We start from the raw sequence: 868 nt of genomic DNA, 5'->3' as shown, positions 1-868 counted from the left end.
CCGTCGTTGGTGACCGTATAGGTATAGGTCACAACATCACCCTCAGCGACCGGGGTCGACAAGGCAGAGGTGTCATCCACCAGCTCCATCGACACAGCAGGTGCTGGCGCAAGCGGCGTTACAGTCGCATCAGCCGCGCCCGTCAGATCCGCAGGATCGTCAGACGTGGCCGTGACAACGGTCGCGTTCGGATCGGTGCCGTCAACGGTCGCGGTCTGGCTGAGGCCACCGGCATCGATGTCAGACTGCGTCAGCGTGTAAGTCGCTGTATAGGTTGCAACTTCACCTGGCAGAAGCGTGCCTTCGGCAGACCCAAGGCTGCTGGCCGGGCCCTCAAAGGCAGGGGCCGTCGTCAGCGTCAGCGCCGTGCCATCCGCATCGGTCAGCGTCGGTGTGATCGGCGCAATCGTATCCAGCGCAAGCGTCACGTTGCCGTCGTTGGTGACCGTATAGGTATAGGTCACAACATCACCCTCAGCGACCGGGGTCGACAAGGCAGTGGTGTCATCCACCAGCTCCATCGACACAGCAGGTGCTGGCGCAAGCGGCGTTACAGTCGCATCAGCCGCGCCCGTCAGATCCGCTGGATCGTCAGACGTGGCCGTGACAACGGTCGCGTTCGGGTCGGTGCCGTCAACTGTCGCGGTCTGGCTGAGACCACCGGCATCGATGTCAGACTGCGTCAGCGTGTAAGTCGCTGTATAGGTTGCAACTTCGCCCGGCAGAAGCGTGCCTTCGGCGGACCCAAGGCTGCTGGCCGGGCCCTCAAAGGCAGGGGCCGTCGTCAGCGTCAGCGCCGTGCCATCCGCATCGGTCAGCGTCGGTGTGATCGGCGCAATCGTATCCAGCGCAAGCGTCACGTTGCCGT

General features: G+C 63.5%; 1 protein-coding gene. It reads right to left on the bottom strand.

Annotation, left to right across the window (positions count from 1 at the left end; genetic code table 11):
* Window positions 1-868, bottom strand: an 868-nt coding sequence (locus COL8621_RS18925; protein ID WP_207652105.1) for a CLIPPER-2 domain-containing protein, incomplete at both ends; no start/stop codon positions are given.

The sequence above is a fragment of the Actibacterium lipolyticum genome (assembly GCF_900184935.1).
Classification (GTDB): Bacteria; Pseudomonadota; Alphaproteobacteria; order Rhodobacterales; family Rhodobacteraceae; genus Actibacterium_A; species Actibacterium_A lipolyticum.
This window is presented reverse-complemented; position numbering and strand designations above follow the sequence as displayed.